The sequence below is a fragment of the Verrucosispora sp. FIM060022 genome (assembly GCF_003977705.1).
In the GTDB taxonomy this organism is placed as follows: Bacteria; Actinomycetota; Actinomycetes; order Mycobacteriales; family Micromonosporaceae; genus Micromonospora; species Micromonospora gifhornensis.
In genome coordinates, this window is the sequence record NZ_RQIV01000008.1 from 119,180 (window position 1) to 136,688 (window position 17,509).

Genomic DNA, 17,509 nt, shown 5'->3' on the forward strand with positions numbered 1-17,509 from the left:
TGTCACGTCGACAGGGCAGGGCAAAACTCGGCCACCTGGGGAAACGGCCAAGCGAAGGCAAGTATTCACATATTTAAGATCATTGACAAGGCCACCCTTTGCCCCCACTTTCACCGTTCGACCGAGGTAACCCGTCTGCAACATTGTGGATACAGACAGTCGTCTATACGCTCTGGTCACCGCGCCGCCACCCGGCAACCGTGAACCGGAGGCCACCATGACCCTCGTCCGACGCGCGCTGGCCACCCTCGCCGGCGTCACCGCCCTCGTCCTGTTCGCCACCAGCCCCGCCGTCGCCGACCCCGGCCCACCACCGAACTCGATGGCCAGCCTCGGCGACTCGATCACCCGCGGCTTCAACGCCTGCGGGTGGTACGTCGACTGCACCGGCCGCTCGTTCAGCACCGGCGACGACACCACCGTGAACAGCCACTACCTGCGAATCCGCCGAGTCAACTCGGCCATCAACGGCCGCAACCACAACGCCGCCCGCACCGGGGCCAAGTCAGCCGACCTGTACGGCCAGGCCGGCACCGCGGTCAGCCAGGGCGTCGGCTACGTGACCATCCTGATCGGCGCCAACGACGCCTGCACCAGCTCGGAGTCGACGATGACCTCGACGGCCACCTTCCGGGCGAACATCGACTCCGCGCTGACCCGACTCAAGTCCGGCCTGCCGAACGCCAAGATCTACGTGATCAGCATCCCGGACGTGCACCGACTCTGGTCGGTCGGCAAGGACAGCAGCAGCGCGCGTACGGCCTGGTCGCTCTTTGGCATCTGCCAGTCCATCCTGGCCAACCCGACCTCCACCGCCCAGGCCGACGTCGACCGCCGCAACCGGGTCCGCCAACGGGTGGTCGACTTCAACGCCCAACTAGCCGCGGCCTGTGCCGCATACGGCGCAAACTGCCGGTACGACAACAACGCCGTCTTCAGCTACCCCTTCACCCTCGCCCAGCTCTCCACCTGGGACTACTTCCACCCCAACACCACCGGCCAACAAGCCCTGGCCACCATCTCCTACCCCGCCGGCTACCCCTGGTAGCCCTCCCCCTCTCTTCCCCTCCCCCTCCCCCCGCCCCCGCCCCCGCCCCCGCCCCGCGCCCGTACCCTCCCCGCGATCTTGCACTTTCTGTCGGTGCGAACCTGAGCAAAAGCCCCGAAAGCGCGACCGAAAGTGCAAGATCGACGGGCACGGGGCGGGAGCCCGGGCACGGGGCGGGAGTCTGCGGGGTGGGGAGGCTAGCGGGGGTGGGCGCCGGGGCCGGGGCGGGGGATGAGGTCGCGGGGGTCGGTGACGGGGTGGCCTGCGGTGCAGTGGAGTTCCACCTGCACCTCGGCGCCACAGTCGCGGTGGCCGACGCTCAGCGGCGACCCCTCCGGGTCGGCGAGGTAGCGGTCACCCCAGGCCAGGACGGCGACCAGCACCGGCCACAGGTCGAAGCCCTTGGGGGTGAGGCGGTACTCGTGGCGGATCCGGCTGCCCGGCTCCCGGTACGGCTCGCGGCGTAGCACGCCCTGCTCGACCAGGCCGGCCAGCCGGTTGGTCAGCACCTGCCGGGGAATCCCCGTCCGCACCCGCATGTCGTCGAAGCGGCGGACCCCGTTGAACACCTCACGCAGCACCACCAGGGTCCACTTCTCGCCGAGGATCTCCATGGCGCGGGCGACCGTGCAGTTGTCCACCGACCAGTCCAACGCGGCGGGTCTCATCCCACCAGGCTAGGTCTCGTTGACAGACTCAGCAACCGCTGCCAGGCTGAGTCCATGACGCAGACGCAGGATGCGACGCGCAGCCGCACCTTCTCGTGGTCCGACCCGAGCATCAACGCCGCGCAGATCGGCCGGCGCAGCGGCCTGGACCTGCTCCGCGCCATGGTCGCCGGCGAACTGGCCGCCCCTCCGGTGATGCACCTGATCGACATGGCCAGCATGACCGCCGAAGAGGGACGGGTGGTGGTCGAATTGCAGCCGCAGGAGTTCCACTACAACCCCCTCGGCACGGTGCACGGCGGCGTCATCTCGACGCTGCTGGACACCGCCGCCGCCTGCGCCGTACACAGCACCCTGCCGGCCGGCATCGGCTACACCACACTCGACCTGAACGTGAAGTTCCTCCGCCCGGTGACCGTGAACTCCGGCACGCTGCGCTGCGAGGGGACGGTGCTGCAACAGGGCCGTCGTACCGCCCTGGCCGAGGCCCGGCTGACCGACGGGCGGGACCGTCTCGTCGCCCACGCCACGTCCAGTTGCCTCCTGCTGCCCCTGGAGCCTCCCGCCGCCTGACGCAGCCAGCACCGGGCGGCACACGAGCCGCCCCGGGCGTGATCGTCGCCAGAGCCAGCAACGACCACGCCCGGGGCTTCACCGGGGTACGAGCACAACCAGGCCCGGTAGACGGCCGAGTTCGGGTCGGCCGGCAGACAGGCGGTCCGGGCTGCAGCGGGACCGCGCCGGCACCGGCTCGGTGCCGGCCCGCTCAGCCGACCAGCGGCTTGAGGTCGGCCTGGGGCGGGGTCCACTCCCCTGCTGCGGCGGCGACCTGGTCGCCGGAGCGGATGTCCTTGACCTCGTCGGGCGCGCCGTCGGTGCCGGGGAACCAGACGTACGGGATGCCGCGCCGCTCGGCGTACCGGATCTGCTTGCCGAACTTCGCCGCGCTCGGCGAGACCTCGGTGGGGATGCCCCGCGAGCGCAGCGCCTCGGCGACCCGGTTGCTGGCCGCGCGCTGCTCCTCGCTGGTCACGGCGACCAGCACGCAGGTCGGCACCGACCGTGACACCGACAGCGCGTCCGCGCCGAAGAGCAGGCCGAGCAGCCGGGTCACCCCGATGGAGATGCCCACCCCGGGAAAGCGGACGTTACCGGCGCTGGCCAGGTTGTCGTACCGGCCGCCGGAGCAGACCGAGCCGAAGCGCTCGTACCCGATCATCTGGGTCTCGTAGACGGTGCCGGTGTAGTAGTCCAGGCCCCGGGCGATGCGCAGGTCGGCCACGCAGAGGCCGGGCGAGTGCGCGGCGGCGGTCTCCACCACCCGGACCAACTCCTCGACGCCCTCGTCCAACAGCGGATCGCTGACCCCCAGCCCACGCACCGCGTCGGCGAAAGACGGGTCCGGCGCGGAGATCTCGGCCAACGCCAGCACCGCCTTGGCCTGCGCATCGCTCGCCCCGGCCGTGGTCGCCAGCAGCTCCGTCACCCCGGCCGGGCCGATCTTGTCGAGCTTGTCGACCGCGCGCAGCGCCGCCTCCGGGTCGGTCAGCCCGACACCCCGGTAGAAACCCTCGCAGATCTTGCGGTTGTTGACCTGAATGCGTACCGGCGGGATCGGCAGCGACCGCAGCGCGTCGCCGATGACCAGCGGCATCTCCGCCTCATAGTGCGGCGCGAGGGTGTCCCGGTCGACGATGTCGATGTCGGCCTGGAGGAACTCCCGGTAGCGACCCTCCTGCGGGCGCTCACCGCGCCACACCTTCTGGATCTGGTAGCGACGGAACGGGAAGTTCAGCTTGCCGGCGTTCTCCAGCACGTAGCGGGCGAACGGCACGGTCAGGTCGAAGTGCAGGCCGAGGGTGTCGTCGCCGGACGGGCCCTCCGGGTCCCCGTGCAGCCGACGGATCACGTAGACCTCCTTGGAGGTCTCCCCCTTGCGCAGCAGCTGGTCCAACGGCTCGACCGCGCGGGTCTCCAGCGGGGCGAAGCCGTACAACTCGAAGGTCGACCGGATCCGGTCCAGGACGTACTGCTCGATCATCCGCTGGGCGGGCGTCCACTCCGGAAAGCCGGAGATGGGCGTGGGCTTGCTCATGATGCTCCGTTCGGAAACCCGCACGGTCCGCGCGGGTGAGCGTGGGAGCGGCCGCTACAGGCCGCGGGTGGAGGCCGCCGGTCGCCCGCCGCCCATCCCGGCCACCTCGGCGAGGTACGGGTTGGTGGCGCGCTCGCGGCCGATGGTGGTCGCGGGGCCGTGGCCAGGAAGTACGACGGTGTCGTCGGCCAGCGGCAGGATCTTGTCCCGCAGGCTGGTCAGCATCGTCGGCATACTGCCGCCCGGCAGGTCGGTACGGCCGATCGAGCCGGCGAACAGCACGTCACCGGAGAGGCAGACCTGATCGGCCTCCCACGGCGAACCGGCGCCGGGCAGTCGGAACAGCACCGACCCGCCGGTATGGCCGGGCGCGTGGTCGACGGTGATCTCCAACCCGGCGAGGGTGAGCGTCGCACCGTCGGACAGCTCGGCCACGTCCTCCGGTTCGGCGTACGGCAGCCGCCCGCCGAACAGCTGGGTCAGGTCCATCGACAGCGCCTTGGCCGGATCGGCCAGCAGCTCCCGGTCCCCCGGGTGCACGTAGGCGGTGATCCCCCGCGCCCCGCAGACCGGCGCCACCGAGAAGGTGTGGTCCAGGTGGCCGTGGGTGAGCAGCACCGCGGCCGGATGCAGGCGATGCTCGGCCAGCAGCGCGTCGAGCCGGTCGATCACCCCGATGCCGGGGTCGACCACCACGCACTGTTCCCCCGGCCCGGTGGCGACCACGTAGCAGTTGGTACCGAAGGCGTCGGCGGGAAAGCCGGCTACGAGCACGTCCGCTCCTCATCTGTCGTGCTGTCCGGTCGAAGCCTAACCGGCAGCTCGCGACGTTTTCGTCGTCCGCCCCACCAGCCTCACCGGGCGCTGGTATGTCCCGATCAGCCTGTGCACAGACCTCGTACACGACTTTTCCAGCCAGTACCCGTACACTCTGGCGGGCGTGTGGCGTGGCGCACCTGCCGCCCGACGGGTACGCGCAACCACCGGCTTGACGAACAGGGTAGAGGAAGGGGAGCACGGGTGGCTTCCAGCAGGGACCGGCAGCGCAAACTGGCGCGGGCCAAGCTCGACCGGCAAATGGCTCGTCGGGCCGCCGCCCTCAGACGACGTCGGCAGATTCGTGCCGGGGTCGGTACCGCCCTGATCCTCGTCCTTGTCGTGGCGGGCTCGGCCTGGGCGCTGGGTGCGTTCGACCGGGAACCGACCGAGGACACTGCGGCCCCCGAGGTCTGCCTCTGGACCCCGCAGAACACCGAGGGCAACAGCAACCTCAAGGACGTGGGCGAGCCGGCCACCACCGGGCTGCCGACCACCGGCACACGGCCCATGACGGTGACCACCAACCAGGGCGCGCCGATCAGCATCGAGTTGGATCTCGCGAAGGCGCCGTGCGCCGCCGCGAGCATCGCTCACCTGGCGAGCCAGTCGTTCTACGACAACACCAACTGCCACGAGATCACGGCCGACGGCGCGGTGCGCTGCGGTGACCCGAGCGGCACCGGACTCGGCGGCCCGGCGTACTCGTTCTACAGCGAGAACGTGCCGACCGCACCGGAGAGCAGCCCGGCCCCGGCGACCGAGCCGCCGACGTACCCCAAGGGCACGGTGGCGATGATCTCGAGCCCGCCGGGTGCCAACAGCAGCCAGTTCCTGATCTTCTTCAAGGACTCCATCAGCCACGAGCCGGCGTACCCGATCATCGGTCGGGTCACCGGGGGCCTCGACGTGGTGGAGAAGATCGGTGCCCTGCCGACCGTGGACAATGAGGCTGGGCAGAAGGTCAAGCCGGAGAACGACGTGGTCATCCAGAGCCTGACCGTCGGTGAGCCGGTGCTCGATCCGGCATCGCCGGCCGACCCCACGGGTACGCCGAGCCCGGCGGTCTCCGGCTCGACCGAGGCCAGCCCGAACGCCGGCTGACCCGCCACGGGCCAGCGGCATCCACAGACAGTCCAGGAGGATCGAGCGTGACGTCCACCAGAGAGCGGCAGCGCGCGGCGGCCCGCGCCCGGCTCGAGAAGGAGATGGCCGAGCGGGCGGCCCGGGCCCGCAAGCGCCGCCAGACGCAGGCGGTCGTGGGCGGCGGCGTGGTCCTGCTGCTGGTGGTCGCCGGTACGGTCTGGCTGGCCAGCAGCCTGATCGGCGACGACAGCGGCACCGACACCACCGCCCAGAGCGCGGACACGGTGCAGTGTGACTGGGTCGAGCTGCCCAACGGCGAGCGGAGCCCGACGACCAAGGACGTCGGTCTGCCGCCCGTCGAGCAGAGCAAGGTCGGCATCCAGACCATGACGATCACCACCAACCTCGGTCCGATCACCGCCCGGATCGACCGCTCGGCGGTGCCCTGCACCGCAGGCAGCTTCATCCACCTGGCCGAGCAGAACTTCTTCGACAACACCAAGTGCCACCGCCTGGTGACCGAGGGCATCAAGGTGCTCCAGTGCGGCGACCCGAGCGCCACCGGCAAGGGCTGGCGGGACAGCGACGGCACCGGCGGCCCGAGCTACCGGATGGCCGAGGAGAACCTGCCGACCGACAAGCGTCCGCCGTACCCCGCGGGCGTCATCGCGATGGCCAACTCCGGCCAGCCGGCCAGCAGCGGCAGCCAGTTCTTCATCGTCTACGGCGACTCGCCGCTGGACCCGAACTACACCGTGCTCGGCACCATCACCGACGGCATGGACATCGTCGAGGACGTCGCCAAGGCGGGCGACGACGGTGCCTTCGCCCAGCAGGCCGGTGGCGGCCACCCCAAGAAGGAAGTCGTCATCACCGACCTGACGATGAGCTGACCTCCTCCACCGCACGTTGAAGGGCCCGCCGGCTACCCCGGCGGGCCCCTTCAACATTGCACCCCCGCACACCCGCACACCCGCACACCCGCACACCCGCGATCTTGCACTTCATGTCGCCTTTATGCGCAGTTCATCCCGATATGTGACGACCAAACTGCAAGATCGCCGCGCACAAGGCCCGCGGGCGTAGACCCCTCAGGCAACGCGCAACACACGTACGCGTGGATCTTGCACTTTGTGTCGCCGTTACACGGCATTTATCCCGGTATTCGGCGACCGAAAGTGCAAGATCAACGCATGAAGGGGCCGCGCGTGCAGGCCCCCGGGGCAGGTTCCCGTGCACGGCCCGCGCGGCACGGCCCACGCACGGCACGGCCCACGCAGGGCATCCCCGTGTAGGGCACCCCTGGGCAGGGGTATGCCGCTGCACGGGCCCGCGTGTGCGAGCTTTGCCGCGGGGTTGGGGGCGCGGCGAGGGGTGGGGTTAGGAGCCGGAGGTTACGCGGTAGGCGTCGAAGACGCCGTCTACCTTGCGGACGGCGGCGAGCAGGTGCCCCAGGTGTTTCGGGTCGGCCATCTCGAAGCTGAACCGGCTGACCGCCACCCGGTCGCGGGTGGTGGTGACGGTGGCGGAGAGGATGTTGACCCGCTCTTCGGAGAGCACCCGGGTGACGTCGGCGAGCAGTTTGTGCCGGTCGAGGGCCTCCACCTGGATGGCGACCAGGAAGGTCGAGGCGGAGGTGAGCTTCCAACTCACCTCGACCACCCGTTCGCCCTGGGCGCGCAGGTCCTCGGCGTTGGCGCAGTCGTCGCGGTGCACGCTGACGCCGCCGGAGCGGGTCACGAAGCCGAAGACCGAGTCCGGGGGTACCGGGGTGCAGCAGCGGGCCAGTTTGATCCAGACGTCGCTGACGCCGCGTACGACCACGCCGGGGTCGTGGCTGGAGACCCGGCTGCGCGGCGGCCGGGTGGCCACGGCGGTCTCGGCGATGTCCTCGGCCGCGCCCTCCTCGCCGCCGTAGGTGGCCATCAGCTTCTGCACCACCGACTGGGCGGAGACCTGACTGTCACCGACCGCCGCGTACAGCGACGCCACGTCGGCCAGGTGCAGGTCCCGGGCGATCGCCATCAGGTTGTCGGAGGTGAGCATCCGCTGCAGAGGCATGCCCTGCTTACGCATCGCCTTGACGATCGCGTCCTTGCCCTCCTCGATCGCCTCCTCGCGGCGCTCCTTGTTGAAGTACTGCCGGATCTTCGTCCGCGCCCGAGGACTCTTGACGAAGCCGAGCCAGTCCTGCGTCGGGCCGGCCGTGTCGGACTTCGAGGTGAAGATCTCGATCACGTCGCCGTTGGACAGCGTCGACTCCAACGGCACCAGCTTGCCGTTGACCCGCGCCCCGATGCACTTGTGCCCGACCTCGGTGTGCACCGCGTACGCGAAGTCCACAGGCGTCGACCCGGTCGGCAGCGGAATGACGTCACCCTTGGGGGTGAAGACGTACACCTCCTGGCTGGACAGGTCGAACCGCAACGCGTCCAGGAACTCGCTCGGGTCGGCGGCCTCCCGCTGCCAGTCCAGCAACTGCCGCAGCCAGGTCATCTCGTCGATGTGCGCTGGCGGACCGACGATCTGAGTGCCCTTGTGCTCCTTGTACTTCCAGTGCGCCGCGATGCCGAACTCCGCCGTACGGTGCATCGCGTACGTGCGGATCTGCATCTCCACCGGCTTGCCGGTCGGCCCGATCACCGTGGTGTGCAACGACTGGTACATGTTGAACTTGGGCATCGCGATGTAGTCCTTGAACCGGCCCGGCACCGGCTGCCAGTTCGCGTGGATCACACCCAACGCCGCGTAGCAGTCCCGCACCGTGTCGACCAGGATCCGCACACCCACCAGGTCGTAGATGTCATTGAAGTCCCGACCCCGCACGATCATCTTCTGGTAGATCGAGTACAGGTGCTTCGGCCGACCGGTGGTCTCCGCCTTGATCTTGGCGGCCTTCAGGTCGGTCTGCACCTTCTGCGTCACCTGCCGCAGCAACGCCTCCCGCTGCGGCTGGTGCTCCCCGATCAGCCGGTTGATCTCCTCGAACCGCTTCGGGAACAGCGTGCCGAAGGCCAGATCCTCCAGCTCCCACTTGATGGTGTTCATACCGAGACGGTGCGCCAGTGGGGCGAGGATCTCCAGGGTCTCCTTGGCCTTCTGCTCCTGCTTGGGCCGGGGCAGGAAGGTCAGCGTACGCATGTTGTGCAGCCGGTCGGCCAGCTTGATCACCAGGACCCGAGGGTCCTTGGCCATGGCGACGACCATCTTCCGGATGGTCTCCGCCTTCGCCGCGTCCCCGAGCTTGACCTTGTCCAGCTTGGTGACGCCGTCGACAAGCAGGGCGACCTCGCCACCGAAGTCCGTCCGCATCTGGTCGAGGGTGTACTCGGTGTCCTCGATGGTGTCGTGCAGCAGCGCGGCGACCAGCGTGGTGGTGTCCATGCCCAGGTTGGCGAGGATGGTCGCCACCGCGAGCGGATGGGTGATGTACGGGTCACCGGACTTGCGGTACTGGCCGGAGTGCCAGCGCGCCGCCGTGTCGAAGGCCCGCTGCAACAGCCGCGCGTCAGCCTTGGGGTGATTCTCCCGGTGTGACGAGATCAGCGGCTCCAGCACCTCGCTGACCTGCGAGGACTGCCAGGGCGCGTTGAATCGGGCCAGCCGCGCCCGGACCCGGCGCCCGGTGGGCGCGTGGGACAACGCGAAGCTACTGCTCGGCGGGGAATCAGCGGCGGCCTCGACGGGTGTGATGTTGGCACCGGCACCCGTACGGGCCACATCGCCGGTGGGTAGCGCCGTACCCGGCCCGCCGCCCGGCGCCGCAGCGGCGCTGTTGCGGTTCACCGAGCCGTCCGCGTCGCCTGTCGGATGCACCGTGCCCTCCACCGGAGGGGCGACATCGTGGGACACCGGCCTCCTCACCGCTCGCCGGAAACGAACCGACCGTGCGCCGGCCGGCCTGGTCTCGTGCCGCTCGGACGGCTCACCGTCCGCTCAGCAATGGGCAATGCTACCCGCACCGACAGTGCCCTGCCGCTCCGCCGGACGTACCGTGCCGCCTCGTCCGGTGGCGGTCGGCGCTCAAACGGTCAACAGGGCATGGACGTCGCGTGGCGCCAGCCGCTCCCGCCCCTTGAGGAAGGCCAACTCCAGCAGCACGGTGAACCCGGTCACGGTGCCACCGGCGCGCTCGACCAGGTCCAGCGTCGCCGCGGCGGTGCCTCCGGTGGCCAGGACGTCGTCCACCACCAGGACCCGGTGTCCGGCGGTGAAGGCGTCCTGGTGCACCTCCAGGGTGGCCTCGCCGTATTCCAGGGCGTAGGAGGCGGCGTACGCGGGTCGGGGCAGCTTGCCGGCCTTGCGGACCGGCACCACACCGACCCCGGTGGCGTACGCGATGGCGGCGGCGACGACGAAGCCCCGCGCCTCGATGCCGACCACGGTGTCGAAGGACTCCCGCCCGTGGTACGCGACGATCCCGTCGATCACGTCACGGAAGGCGGCACCGTCGGCGAACAACGGCATGAGGTCCTTGAACATGACGCCAGGCTTGGGGAAGTCGGGCACGTCGAGCACCCGGCTGGCGACCAGCCGAGCGACATCCGGGCCGCTGTCCCCCCGTACCCCGCTGCTGTGGGTCTCCGTCACGGTAGCTCCGCTCCCCTTCCACGACGACGGCGGCGTCCGGCACGCTGCTCGCACAGCATGCCGGACGCCGCCGGATGAGTTCCTACCGGGTGGCCCCGGTGTCGCTCAGCGTCGCTTTCCGCCGCCCGGGCGGTTGCCGCCGCCGGGCCGCCCACCGCGGGCGCCGCCGGAGCGCTTGCCCGCCGGCCGGGCCCCCACCTTCGGGGCCGCCGCACCGGCCAGAGCCGCACCGGCCTCCGCCGGCACCGGCTCCTCGTCGTCCTGGTCGACCGCGGCGGCCGTGGCCGCTTTGGTGCGGGCCTCCTTCGCCGGCACCGGGTTGGCCCGACGGGCCTCCACCCGCTTGTTGTGCGCCTGGATCCGCGGGTCGCGGTTCTTCAGCACCACCAGCAGCGGGGTGGCCAGCGTGATCGAGGTGATGAACGCCATGGCCATACCGACGAACAGCACCAGACCCAGGTCCTTCAGGGTGCCCGCACCGAGCAGACCGGCACCGATGAAGAGGATGCCGCCGACCGGCAGCAGGGCCACCACCGAGGTGTTGACCGACCGCATCAGGCTCTGGTTGACCGCCAGGTTGGCGGCCTCGCCGTAGGTCTGGTTGTTGTTCGCCGTGATGCCTCTGGCGTTCTCCTGCACCTTGTCGAAGACCACCACCACGTCATAGAGCGCGAAGCCCAGGATGGTGAGGAAACCGATGATCGTCGACGGAGTGACCTCGAAGCCGACGATCGAGTAGATGCCGGCGGTGAGCACCAGGTTCATCACCAGGGAGAAGATGGCCGCGACCGCCATCTGCCACTCGAAGCGCAGCACCAGGTAGACCGTGACCAGGGCGATGAAGATGACCAGACCGAGCAGCGCCCGGTTGGTCACCTGGCTACCCCAGGCCTCGCTGACCCGGTTGGCGCTGATGTCGTTCGCGTCGATGCCGAACCGCTCGGCCATGTCGAGCCGGACGGTCTCGGCCTGCGACTGGTCGAGCTGGGTGGTCCGCAGCTCGTAGAACGAGCCGCCGGCCCCGCCGACCTGCTGGGCGGTGACCACGTGGGCACCCGCGGTGCTCAGCGACTCGCCCGCGGTCTCCTCGGCCTGCTGCATGGTGCCGACGCTGGTGGGGATCTGGAACGAGTTGCCACCGGCGAACTCGATGCCCGGGTTGAACCCCTTGATGAGGATGCTGGCCAACGCGATCAGCACCAGCACGGCCGCCGCGGTGAACCACATCTTGCGCCGGCCGACGACGTTGAGGCCGGCCTCGCCCCGGTAGAGGCGGCTTGCCAGAGAGTTCTCAGCAGCCATCTCAGGCCTCCTTGACACGCGGGTTGCGGGGCTGGGCCTGCTCCGACTTGGCCGGTAGCACCCGGCCGAGACCACTGACCCGCGGGGACAGGAACGCTTGGCTCCGGGCGAGCATCGTCATCATCGGGTGCCGGAAGAGGAAGACCACGACCAGGTCCAGCACGGTGGCCAGACCGAGGGCGAAGGCGAATCCCTTGACCGTTCCGACCGAGACGATGTAGAGGACCACCGCCGACATGATCGTGATGGCGTTCGCCGAGATGATCGTACGGCGGGCGCGGACCCAGGCACGGGAGACCGCGCTACGCGGGCTGCGGCCCTCGCGGATCTCGTCCTTCAATCGCTCGAAGTAGATGACGAAGGAGTCCGCCGCCACACCTAGCGAGACGATGATGCCGGAGATGCCGGCGAGGGTGAGGGTGAAGCCGATCTGCCGGCCGAGCACCACCAGCGCGCCGAAGAGCAGCAACGCCGACAGCACCAGGCTCGCGAAGATCACCGTGCCGAGCAGCCGGTAGTAGAAGAACGAGTAGATGATGACCAGCAGCATGCCGATGCCGGCGGCGAGCAGACCGGCCCGCAGGTAGCTGGCGCCCAGGGTGGCGGTGACGTTCTGCTGCTCCTGCGCCTCGAAGGTGACCGGCAGGGCACCGTAGTTCAGGTAGCCGGCCAGCTCGCTGGCCTCGGCGTTGCTGAAGTTACCGGTGATCTGCGAGTTGCCGGTGAGCACGCCCTGGATCTGCGGCGACGAGATGATCTGGTTGTCCAGCACCACGGCGACGCGGCAGCGGCCCTCGTCACCGAGCGCGGAGGCGTCACACGCCTGACCCTCGTTGTTGAAGGCCTCGCGGGTCAGCGCGGTCCACTTCTCCTGACCGTTGCGGGTGAAGTCCAGGCTGACCACCCACTGGCTGGTCTGGTCCCGCACCGCGGCGGCGGAGTCGACGTCGGTGCCGAGCACCTTCGCCTGGTCCAGCAGGTTCTTGGCGTAACCGCCCTCACAGGCGACGACCTGCTGGTCCGCGGCGGAGATGGACGCCGGCGGCCGGTCGTCGAGCTGGAGGCAGCCGATGGTCGGCACGTTGAACTGCATCTGGGTCGGCAGCACCGCGACCTCGCGGCCGGTCAGCTCGGCGAACGGCTTGAGCTTTTCGGCAAGCGTCGGGTCGGCGCTGAAGTCGGCCGGTGCCTGGAGGCCGCTCGCGGCGGCCCAGGCCTCCGCGCCGACCTTCGCCTCGACGGCCTTGCGCTGATCTTCGAGGCTCTGCGGCACCGGCTCCTCGCTGGCGCCCGGCGACGCGCTGGCGCTCGGCGACGGGGTCGCGCTCGGGCTCTCCGACGGGGCTCCACCGCCCTGACCGCCGGACGGCGATGCCGTGGCCTCGGCGTTCGGGGTGGGGGTGGCGCTGCCGGTCGGGCTCGGGGTGGCGGCCGGGTCGGCGGTGCCGCTCGGGCTGGGGGCCGGCGAGGGGATCGCACCGCTGCCGTCGACGATCTTCAGGACCTTGCGGAAGCGCAGCTCGGCGGCGCTACCGATCTCGGTCAGGTCCCGGTTCTCGCCGGGCAGGGAGACGACGATGTTGCGGTCGCCCTCGGTGACCACCTCGGCCTCGGCAACGCCGTACGCGTTGACCCGGCTCTCGATGATCTGGCGGGCCTGCTCGAGGTTGTCCGCCGTCGGTGCCCGGCCGTCGAGGGTGTTCGTCGCCTCCAGCGTGAGCCGGGTGCCACCGACAAGGTCAAGACCGAGGCGCGGTTCGAGCCGGTCCTTCCAGCCTCCGCTGGCACCGCCCGCGAAGAACACCAAAAGATAGAGGACGACAAGGATGCCGCCCAGTACGGCCAATTGCCGTCCCGGGCGCATCTGTCCCTGAGGTGGTGCCACGGCTGTCCTGTCTCCCTGTGCGGTCGCGCCGCCGCAGGCGCGACGGCGGGTCGGCCGGTCTGCCCGGCCGACGATCTGCCTTCCGACGGCGCCCGGGGCTGACGCCGCCGCCTCTGATGGTCGACGCGGGGGGCGCGTGGACCGGACCGAGCCGGCGCGCCGACGCCCGGCGTCGGCCTGCTATTCAGTTGTCACACCGCATCCGGCGGTGGGTGCCCGACGGGGACGCGTGCGGGCTGTTCCCCACCCCGGCGCACCGGCGTACCGGCAGGCCAGGGCGGGTGCGGTGCTCACTCCTTGACGGCGTCGGTTTCCTCGGCCACCGGCTCCGTGGGACGCTCCGCCTTGGTCACCACGCGGGCGATCGCCGGTCGGGCGTAACGGGTCTGCACTCCGGGGGCGACCTCGAGCAGGACGCTGTCGTCCTCGACTCCGGAGACCGTGCCGTACAACCCGCCGATGGTCACCACCTCGTCGCCGATGGAGAGGCCGGACTGCATCGCCTCCGCCTCGCGGCGGCGCTTCTGCTGCGGGCGGATCATCATGAAGTACATGACGCCGAAGAGCAGCGCGATCATGAGGATCGGCGTGAAGCTACCCGCTCCGCTGCCTTCTGCTGCGTAAAACACGGTTGTCGACCTTCCCATTGGCCCCGAGCCGGCACATGGCACCGGAGCGGAGGCGGATTTTCACATCCTGTACAGACCGCGGCGAGTCTAGTCGCTGTATCTGGGAACGCCGAACGCGCCGCAGATCACGAACAGATCACGCCTCCCCCGTGTCCACGGAAAACAGATCGGGTGCCAGGGGAACTTCAGCAGCAAATGTACCATTTGGCGGAGTACGGCCCAGGTGTCGCCAAGCAGCCTCCGTGGCCACCCGGCCCCGCGGCGTACGGGCCAGCAGCCCGGCCCGTACCAGGAACGGCTCGCACACCTCCTCGACCGTGTCCGGCTGCTCCCCCACCGCCACCGCGAGGGTGGACAGGCCGACCGGACCGCCCCGGAACGAGTCGACCAACGCAGTGAGCACCGCCCGGTCCAGCCGGTCCAGACCGAGCGCATCCACATCGTAGACCGTCAATGCGGAACGGGCGGTGTCAAGGGTGACCACACCGTCGGCGCGTACCTCGGCGTAGTCACGCACCCGGCGCAGCAGCCGGTTGGCGATCCGGGGGGTGCCCCGGGACCGGCCGGCGATCTCGGCCGCGCCGTCGTCGGTGATCGGCACGCCGAGGATGCGGGCCGAGCGGTGCAGCAGCGTCTCCAGGTCGGCCGGGGCGTAGAAGTCCAGGTGCGCGACGAAGCCGAACCGGTCACGCATGGGGCCGGTCAGCAGGCCGGACCGGGTGGTCGCGCCGACCAGGGTGAACGGCTCGACATCCAGCGGGATGGCGGTGGCCCCGGGACCCTTGCCGACCACCACGTCGACCCGGAAGTCCTCCATCGCGCTGTAGAGAAGCTCCTCGGCCGGCTTGGCGATGCGGTGGATCTCGTCGATGAACAGCACGTCGCCCTCGGCGAGGCTGGTCAGGATCGCGGCCAGGTCACCGGAGCGCTCGATCGCCGGCCCGCTGGTCACCCGGATGCCCGCGCCCAGCTCCGCGGCGACGATGTTGGCCAGGGTGGTCTTGCCGAGGCCGGGCGGCCCCGAGAGCAGGATGTGATCCGGTGGCGAGCCGCGCCGCATCGCGCCCTGCAACAGCAGGTCGAGCTGGTCACGGACCCGATGCTGGGCGATGAACTCGTCGAGGCGCTTGGGCCGGACGCTGACCTCGGCGTCGCGCTCCGCATCGTTGACGTACGCCGAGACCAGGCCGCTGTCGGGGCCGGTCACGGGATCATCCTCATCGGCGACCGCAGGGCTGGCAGACCCGCCTCACTCCGCGCGCTCATCGGGTCCGGCCCAGCAGCCGGATGGCCTGCTTGAGCAGCACCGGCACCGGCGGGGCGGCCCCGTCGACCGTCTCCGCGACCGCGGCGACCGCCTGGTCGGCCTGGCTCGCCGTCCAGCCGAGCCCGATCAACGCCTGGCGGACCTGCTCCGGCCAGGCGCCCCCGGTGACCCCGGCCGCGCCGTCGGCGCCGACCGGGACCGGGCCGATGCGGTCACGCAACTCCAGCACCAGCCGTTCGGCGCCCTTCTTCCCGATGCCGGGAACCCGGGTCAGCGCGGCGGTGTCGGCGTTGGCGATGGCTTTGCGTACCGCGTCGGGGGTGTGCACGGCCAGCACCGCCTGGGCCAGGCGAGGGCCAACCCCGCTCGCGGTCTGCAGCAGCTCGAACAGCGCCTTCGCGTCGTCGTCGGCGAAGCCGTAGAGGGTCAGCGAATCCTCCCGGACGACCAGGCTGGTGGCCAGCCGGGCAGGCTGGCCGACCCGCAGGTCGGCGATGGTGCCGGGGGCACACTGCACGGCCAGGCCGACGCCGCCGACCTCGATGACCGCATGGTCCGGGCCGGTGGCGGTCACCACGCCACGCACACTGGCGATCATCTCGCTCCTCCTCGTCTCGCCCGGTCCGCGGCGGCGGCCAGCTTGGACCGGGTGCCACCGCGCCACACGTGGCAGATGGCCAGCGCCAGGGCGTCCGCGGCATCGGCCGGCCGGGGTGGCTCGGACAGCCGCAGCAGCCGGGTCACCATCGCGGTCATCTGCGCCTTGTCCGCCTGACCGGAGCCGGTCACCGCCGCCTTCACCTCGCTCGGGGTGTACGTCTGCACCGGCAGCCCGGCCCGCGCCCCGGCGAGCACGGCGATCCCGCTGGCCTGGGCGGTGCCCATCACCGTCCGGACGTTGTGCTGGCTGAACACCCGTTCCACGGCGACACTGTCCGGCCGGTGCTCGGCGACCAGGTCGGTCAACGACCGGTCCAGGTGCAGCAGGCGGGTCGGCAGCTCATCGGCCGGGTCGGTGTAGATCACGTAGTAGGCGACGAGCGTGCAGGGGCGACCCGGCACTCCCTCGACCACACCCACCCCGCACCGGGTGAGCCCCGGGTCGACGCCGAGCACCCGCACGCCTCCCCCTCCCAGCCGTCGAGCAGTACGTGTGTTCGACACCCTACCGATGCTCCTGCGGGGCCGCGCCCGGGGACACGCCCGCGCGACGGCACCGCCGCCACGCCGGTGACGTCAACGGCGACGGAATGTAGCCGGAGGCCACCTGCCACCGTAGGAGTATGTGCGCGTACGCCATGTGCGCCCGGCCACCCAGCTCGTAGTTTCATGCGCCATGACGGCAGAACCCGTGGCGCGCCCCCACGTCGTGAACGTCGACCTCACCGGCCGCACCGCAGTGGTGACCGGCGGCGGCAGCGGCATCGGCCGGGCCTGCGCCCTACGGCTGGCCGTGGCCGGCGCCCAGGTGCTGGTGGTCGACCGCAACGCCGAGGCGGCCGAGCAGGTGGCGGCGGAGGCCGGTGGCCGGGCCGTGGGGGTGGATCTGGCGGACGCCGCCGCGGTGGACCGGCTCGACGCCGAGGTCGACATCGTGGTCAACAACGCCGGTCTGCAGCACGTCGCTCCGATCCAGGACTTCCCGGTCGAACGCTTCGAGTACCTGCAGCGGGTGATGGTCGAGGCGCCGTTCCTGCTGATCCGGCGGGCGCTGCCGCACATGTACGCGCAGGGCTGGGGCCGGATCGTCAACATCTCCTCGGTGCACGGGCTGCGCGCCTCGCCCTACAAGGCGGCGTACGTCGCGGCGAAACACGCCCTGGAAGGGCTGTCCAAGGTGGTGGCGCTGGAGGGCGCGGCGCACGGCGTCACCGCCAACTGCATCAACCCCGCGTACGTGCGCACCGCCCTGGTGGAGGACCAGATCGCCGACCAGGCCGCCACCCACGGCATCCCGGAGACCGAGGTGATCGAGAAGATCATGCTGGCCCGGGCCGCGATCAAGCGCCTGATCGAGCCGGACGAGGTGGCGGAACTGCTGGCCTACCTCTGCTCACCGCCGGCGGCGTTCCTCACCGGCGCGTCGATCGCGCTCGACGGGGGCTGGACGGCGAACTAGTGTC

At 70.4% G+C, this 17,509-nt stretch carries 16 protein-coding genes; 5 read left to right on the forward strand and 11 right to left on the reverse strand.

Going from position 1 to position 17,509, the window contains the following annotated elements:
* The first annotated feature begins 217 nt into the window (after positions 1-217).
* The gene (locus tag EG812_RS21120; RefSeq protein WP_126712550.1) at positions 218-1,048 is read left to right on the forward strand and encodes an SGNH/GDSL hydrolase family protein; all 831 of its coding nucleotides are present in this window, start codon (positions 218-220) and stop codon (positions 1,046-1,048) included.
* 197 nt (positions 1,049-1,245) lie between these two features.
* Here the strand turns inward: EG812_RS21120 and EG812_RS21125 are convergent, their stop codons facing one another.
* Positions 1,246-1,716 carry a winged helix-turn-helix transcriptional regulator gene (locus EG812_RS21125; protein ID WP_126712551.1) on the reverse strand — a complete coding sequence of 157 codons (471 nt, stop codon included), beginning with the start codon at positions 1,714-1,716 and terminating at the stop codon, positions 1,246-1,248.
* A 54-nt stretch (positions 1,717-1,770) separates the two neighbouring features.
* Between EG812_RS21125 and EG812_RS21130 the strand changes: the two genes are divergently transcribed.
* The gene (locus tag EG812_RS21130; RefSeq protein ID WP_013732732.1) at positions 1,771-2,289 is read left to right on the forward strand and encodes a PaaI family thioesterase; all 519 of its coding nucleotides are present in this window, start codon (positions 1,771-1,773) and stop codon (positions 2,287-2,289) included.
* Positions 2,290-2,482: 193 nt separating this feature from the next.
* On the opposite strand, the gene hisS is transcribed toward EG812_RS21130, so the two are convergent.
* Both hisS and EG812_RS21140 read right to left on the reverse strand, forming a co-directional pair.
* Positions 2,483-3,811 carry a histidine--tRNA ligase gene (hisS, locus tag EG812_RS21135; protein ID WP_126712552.1) on the reverse strand — a complete coding sequence of 443 codons (1,329 nt, stop codon included), beginning with the start codon at positions 3,809-3,811 and terminating at the stop codon, positions 2,483-2,485.
* 54 nt (positions 3,812-3,865) lie between these two features.
* Positions 3,866-4,585 (reverse strand): MBL fold metallo-hydrolase, encoded by a 720-nt coding sequence (locus EG812_RS21140; protein ID WP_013732730.1) that lies wholly within the window; start codon positions 4,583-4,585, stop codon positions 3,866-3,868.
* 246 nt (positions 4,586-4,831) lie between these two features.
* On the opposite strand from EG812_RS21140, the gene EG812_RS21145 reads away from it, so the two are divergent.
* Together EG812_RS21145 and EG812_RS21150 are read left to right on the forward strand one after the other, a co-directional pair.
* Positions 4,832-5,731 (forward strand): peptidylprolyl isomerase, encoded by a 900-nt coding sequence (locus EG812_RS21145; RefSeq protein WP_013732729.1) that lies wholly within the window; start codon positions 4,832-4,834, stop codon positions 5,729-5,731.
* A gap of 47 nt (positions 5,732-5,778) precedes the next feature.
* Positions 5,779-6,606, forward strand: coding sequence for a peptidylprolyl isomerase (locus EG812_RS21150; RefSeq protein WP_013732728.1), 828 nt, complete (start codon positions 5,779-5,781; stop codon positions 6,604-6,606).
* A 487-nt stretch (positions 6,607-7,093) separates the two neighbouring features.
* Here EG812_RS21150 and EG812_RS21155 read toward each other — a convergent pair whose 3' ends face one another.
* The 8 genes from EG812_RS21155 to ruvC all read right to left on the reverse strand — a co-directional run bounded on the left by EG812_RS21155 (position 7,094) and on the right by ruvC (position 16,508).
* Positions 7,094-9,541, reverse strand: a complete 2,448-nt coding sequence (locus EG812_RS21155) for a RelA/SpoT family protein (RefSeq protein WP_193386315.1) — start codon at positions 9,539-9,541, stop codon at positions 7,094-7,096.
* A gap of 195 nt (positions 9,542-9,736) precedes the next feature.
* Entirely contained in the window at positions 9,737-10,303 is a 567-nt protein-coding gene (locus EG812_RS21160; protein ID WP_013732726.1) for an adenine phosphoribosyltransferase, read from the reverse strand.
* Between the two features lie 105 nt (positions 10,304-10,408).
* A complete protein-coding gene (gene secF, locus EG812_RS21165) occupies positions 10,409-11,605 on the reverse strand; it encodes a protein translocase subunit SecF (protein ID WP_126712553.1) in 1,197 nt (398 codons plus the stop codon).
* Position 11,606: 1 nt separating this feature from the next.
* On the reverse strand, positions 11,607-13,490 hold the full coding sequence (secD, locus tag EG812_RS21170; protein ID WP_126712554.1) for a protein translocase subunit SecD: 1,884 nt from the start codon (positions 13,488-13,490) through the stop codon (positions 11,607-11,609).
* A gap of 290 nt (positions 13,491-13,780) precedes the next feature.
* Positions 13,781-14,119, reverse strand: coding sequence for a preprotein translocase subunit YajC (gene yajC, locus EG812_RS21175; RefSeq protein ID WP_043720297.1), 339 nt, complete (start codon positions 14,117-14,119; stop codon positions 13,781-13,783).
* Between the two features lie 136 nt (positions 14,120-14,255).
* Positions 14,256-15,326: a Holliday junction branch migration DNA helicase RuvB gene (ruvB, locus tag EG812_RS21180; protein ID WP_199743919.1), complete on the reverse strand. Its 1,071-nt coding sequence runs from the start codon at positions 15,324-15,326 to the stop codon at positions 14,256-14,258.
* 55 nt (positions 15,327-15,381) lie between these two features.
* On the reverse strand, positions 15,382-15,984 hold the full coding sequence (gene ruvA, locus EG812_RS21185; RefSeq protein ID WP_013732721.1) for a Holliday junction branch migration protein RuvA: 603 nt from the start codon (positions 15,982-15,984) through the stop codon (positions 15,382-15,384).
* Positions 15,981-16,508, reverse strand: a complete 528-nt coding sequence (gene ruvC, locus EG812_RS21190; RefSeq protein ID WP_013732720.1) for a crossover junction endodeoxyribonuclease RuvC — start codon at positions 16,506-16,508, stop codon at positions 15,981-15,983. The genes ruvA and ruvC overlap by 4 nt, the downstream gene beginning before the upstream one ends.
* A 214-nt stretch (positions 16,509-16,722) precedes the next feature.
* Between ruvC and EG812_RS21195 the strand changes: the two genes are divergently transcribed.
* Complete coding sequence (locus tag EG812_RS21195; RefSeq protein WP_126712555.1) at positions 16,723-17,505, forward strand: 3-hydroxybutyrate dehydrogenase; 783 nt, start codon at positions 16,723-16,725, stop codon at positions 17,503-17,505.
* Positions 17,506-17,509 lie beyond the last annotated feature (4 nt).

Excerpts from the sequence above, each read along its gene's own strand:
- EG812_RS21130 (WP_013732732.1), top strand. The coding sequence starts at position 1,771 with ATGACGCAGACGCAGGATGCGACGCGCAGCCGCACCTTCTCGTGGTCC.
- EG812_RS21125 (WP_126712551.1), bottom strand. The coding sequence starts at position 1,716 with ATGAGACCCGCCGCGTTGGACTGGTCGGTGGACAACTGCACGGTCGCC.
- EG812_RS21195 (WP_126712555.1), top strand. The coding sequence starts at position 16,723 with ATGACGGCAGAACCCGTGGCGCGCCCCCACGTCGTGAACGTCGACCTC.
- ruvA (WP_013732721.1), bottom strand. The coding sequence starts at position 15,984 with ATGATCGCCAGTGTGCGTGGCGTGGTGACCGCCACCGGCCCGGACCAT.
- EG812_RS21120 (WP_126712550.1), top strand. The coding sequence starts at position 218 with ATGACCCTCGTCCGACGCGCGCTGGCCACCCTCGCCGGCGTCACCGCC.
- hisS (WP_126712552.1), bottom strand. The coding sequence starts at position 3,811 with ATGAGCAAGCCCACGCCCATCTCCGGCTTTCCGGAGTGGACGCCCGCC.
- secF (WP_126712553.1), bottom strand. The coding sequence starts at position 11,605 with ATGGCTGCTGAGAACTCTCTGGCAAGCCGCCTCTACCGGGGCGAGGCC.